The sequence below is a fragment of the Polynucleobacter sp. 35-46-11 genome (assembly GCF_002281105.1).
Genome location: NZ_NCFJ01000284.1, coordinates 1 through 3,314, shown reverse-complemented (window position 1 = coordinate 3,314; position 3,314 = coordinate 1). Strand labels below are relative to the sequence as shown.

The window sequence follows — 3,314 nt, the reverse complement described above, 5'->3', positions numbered from 1 at the left end:
GAAGTATCCATGCAATGGAATGATAGTTTTAGTGAGCAAGTGTTGTGTTTCACTAACAATATTCCACAACGTGATGGCGGTACCCATCTAACAGGTTTGCGCGCAGCCATGACTCGCGTCATTAATAAATATATTGATGAACACGAAGTTGCTAAAAAAGCTAAGGTTGAAATTTCTGGTGATGATATGCGTGAGGGACTTGCTTGCGTCTTATCCGTCAAGGTTCCTGAGCCTAAGTTTTCGAGCCAAACAAAAGATAAGTTGGTCTCTAGTGAGGTTCGTGGCCCGGTAGAAGAAATTGTTGCTGAGGCTTTGAGTGCTTATTTGCAAGAGCGCCCTGCTGATGCAAAAATTCTTTGCGGAAAAATTGTAGATGCTGCGCGCGCTCGTGAGGCGGCTCGTAAAGCTCGCGACATGACTCGTCGTAAGGGTGTCCTTGATGGTTTGGGTCTTCCTGGGAAGTTGGCAGATTGCCAAGAGAAAGATCCAACTAAATCTGAACTATTTATTGTCGAGGGAGACTCCGCGGGTGGTTCTGCAAAGCAGGGTCGTGACCGACGCTTTCAGGCGATTCTTCCGCTGAAAGGAAAAATTCTCAACGTTGAGAAGGCTCGATTCGACAAGATGTTGGCTAGCCAAGAGGTGGTTACTTTAATTACCGTTCTTGGAACTGGTATTGGTGTTGAGGAGTACAAGGCTGACAAGTTGCGCTATCACCGCATCATCATCATGACCGACGCGGACGTTGATGGTAGCCACATCCGCACACTCCTACTTACCTTCTTCTATAGACAAATGCCTGAGTTGATTGAGCGTGGCCACATCTATATTGCGCAACCACCCTTGTATAAGGTGAAGTTTGGCAAGAATGAGCAATACATTAAAGATGATGCGGAGTTGAATCAACTGCTGCTAAAGATTGCATTAGAGTCGGCCTCACTTCAAACCCCCACGGGAGAAATTATTGAGGGCGCAGCATTGGGCGAGTTAGCTAAACACTATCAAGTCATTCAATCTGTTGTTGATCGCTTATCTCGCACCATTGACGAAGATGCTTTGCGTGCCATTGCTTCGGGTACTCAACTCAACCTAGATACCGAGAAGTCTGCACATGAATCGGCTGAGCACTTGCGTGGCGCACTTGCTGATTCTTTGAATCCTTTGGCACTGCCCCCAGAGATTATTGTGCAAAAGGAAGAGCGTACCGATCGCTATAAATTACTTCTCTCCCGCCGCATTCATGGCAATTTGAAGTTATCGGCAATCAATTCTGATTTTGTTCATGGTGATGATTACCAAAGCCTGTCAAATGCAGCTGCGGTTTTATCTGGCAAGGTGTTGCCGGGTTCAAAGGTTCGCCGTGGCGACCCAGACAAAAACCAAAAAGAACAAGCGATTCAAGATTTCAGGGCCGCTTTCTCCTGGCTGCTCTCTGAGGCTGAGCGCGTGCTCAGTCGTCAGCGCTACAAAGGTCTTGGTGAGATGAACCCATCCCAGTTGTGGGAAACCACCATGGATGCAGGTTCAAGAACATTACTCCAAGTCAAAATCGAAGATGCGATTGCTGCTGACCAGGTCTTCACAACCCTAATGGGGGATGAGGTTGAGCCACGTCGTGCCTTTATTGAAAAAAACGCCTTGATTGCTCGTAACCTGGACGTCTGATTTAAATGGCTAAAAAGAAATTGGTGGTTCCAAAAATTGATCGCTCACGCATTGTTGTGAAGTCTTCCCCGATTCATGGCAAAGGGGTGTTTGTTGCTAAGCCAATAAAAAAAGGTGATGCCATTATTGAGTACAAAGGGGAGCGCATTAGTTGGAAGTTGGCCGAGAAGCGCCATCCACATGACCCTAAAGACCCAAACCATACTTTTTATTTCTCTCTGGAGGATGGCCGTTGCATTGATGCTAAATATGGCGGCAATGCAGCACGCTGGATTAACCACTCCTGTAAGCCCAGTTGTGAAACTCGAGAAGATATTTTTGGCGGTGAGCCCCGTGTATTTATTTATGCGAAACGCGACCTTAAGTTGGGCGAAGAGCTTTTTTATGATTATTCGCTTGATATTGGCAGCCGCGTTACCAAGCGGTTGAAGAAGGACTATGAGTGTCGCTGTGGTGCAAAGAAATGCCGTGGCACGATGTTGTCTCTCGATACCAAATAATTTTAAAAAATGTTGTTTCTCAGTATTCAAGATTTAGAGGCAGCTATTAATTACTGGCGCAGTCAATCGCCTGCGGCTGGAGAAGAATTACATTTATGCCCAGAGGCCGCCGCGCTTGCAAAACCTTACGCACTTATGATTGTTCAAGGGTCGCAGAGGGTTCCCATGGATGTCTTGGATGAAATAGCAAAATCAGCAATCCAAAAGTTTTTTAAAACCAAACAAACAAACTAAAAAACTCAACCTTTGTGTTTTTAGGGTTATCTCTATATTAGTAAATACTCTCTTGGAGTATTCTCAAAGTCTTGCCCAAAGATGTGCATGAGGATTTAAGTTTGCAAGAAACAATATTAAAAACAATTGGTCTTGGGAAAACTTTTAAAGGGTTTTCTGCGGTGAGTGACGTCAATCTAGATGTCACTCGTGGAACTATTCACGCCCTCATTGGACCCAACGGGGCAGGCAAAACCACTTGTTTTAATTTACTCACTAAATTTTTAGAGCCCAGCGCCGGTCAAATTCTATTTAATGGTTTTGACATCACAAAAGAGAAGCCAGCCCAAATTGCAAGGCGGGGTGTGGTTCGATCATTTCAAATCTCTGCTGTTTTCCCACACCTAACTGTTCTGGAAAACGTTCGTGTTGCACTGCAGCGAGGACTGGGTACGGAATTTCACTTTTGGAAGTCTGGCGACTCACTAAATGTGCTCAATGAGCGCGCTGAGGAGTTGTTGTGTGAGGTTGGTTTGGCAGACTTTGCCCACGAAGAAACCCTAAATTTGGCTTATGGGCGCAAGAGAGCTCTAGAAATTGCCACGACCATGGCCATGGAGCCCGAATTAATGCTGTTGGATGAACCAACACAGGGTATGGGCCATGAAGATGTCGAGCGCGTTACAGAATTAATTGATCGGGTGTCTAAAGGTCGCACCATCTTGATGGTTGAGCACAACATGAAGGTGGTTTCCTCCATTGCCGACAGAATTACGGTGTTGCAACGGGGCTCGGTATTGGCTGAGGGTTCATATCATGAGGTTTCAAACAACCCCTTGGTGGTTGAGGCTTATATGGGTAGCCATGGGGGCGACAACTTATGAGCACCATGGCATTGGAGGTTAAAAATCTCGAATCTTGGTATGGCGAGTCTCA

General features: G+C 45.9%; 4 protein-coding genes. All 4 read left to right on the top strand.

The genetic code is table 11. From position 1 onward, the window contains the following. Window positions 1-1,665: DNA gyrase subunit B (locus B7Y67_RS13535; RefSeq protein WP_293599102.1), on the top strand; the 1,665-nt coding region annotated here is incomplete at its 5' end. Between the two features lie 5 nt (window positions 1,666-1,670). Then, window positions 1,671-2,165, top strand: a complete 495-nt coding sequence (locus B7Y67_RS13530; RefSeq protein WP_293599101.1) for an SET domain-containing protein-lysine N-methyltransferase — start codon at window positions 1,671-1,673, stop codon at window positions 2,163-2,165. 9 nt (window positions 2,166-2,174) lie between these two features. Beyond that, window positions 2,175-2,399 (top strand): DUF3717 domain-containing protein, encoded by a 225-nt coding sequence (locus B7Y67_RS13525; RefSeq protein WP_215387009.1) that lies wholly within the window; start codon window positions 2,175-2,177, stop codon window positions 2,397-2,399. Window positions 2,400-2,500: 101 nt separating this feature from the next. Further along, a complete protein-coding gene (locus tag B7Y67_RS13520; protein WP_293599100.1) occupies window positions 2,501-3,262 on the top strand; it encodes an ABC transporter ATP-binding protein in 762 nt (253 codons plus the stop codon). Window positions 3,263-3,314: the final 52 nt, after the last annotated feature.

What these genes read in the sequence shown, in the direction of transcription:
- B7Y67_RS13530 (WP_293599101.1), top strand. Translation starts at nt 1,671, where the DNA reads ATGGCTAAAAAGAAATTGGTGGTTCCAAAAATTGATCGCTCACGCATT.
- B7Y67_RS13525 (WP_215387009.1), top strand. Translation starts at nt 2,175, where the DNA reads ATGTTGTTTCTCAGTATTCAAGATTTAGAGGCAGCTATTAATTACTGG.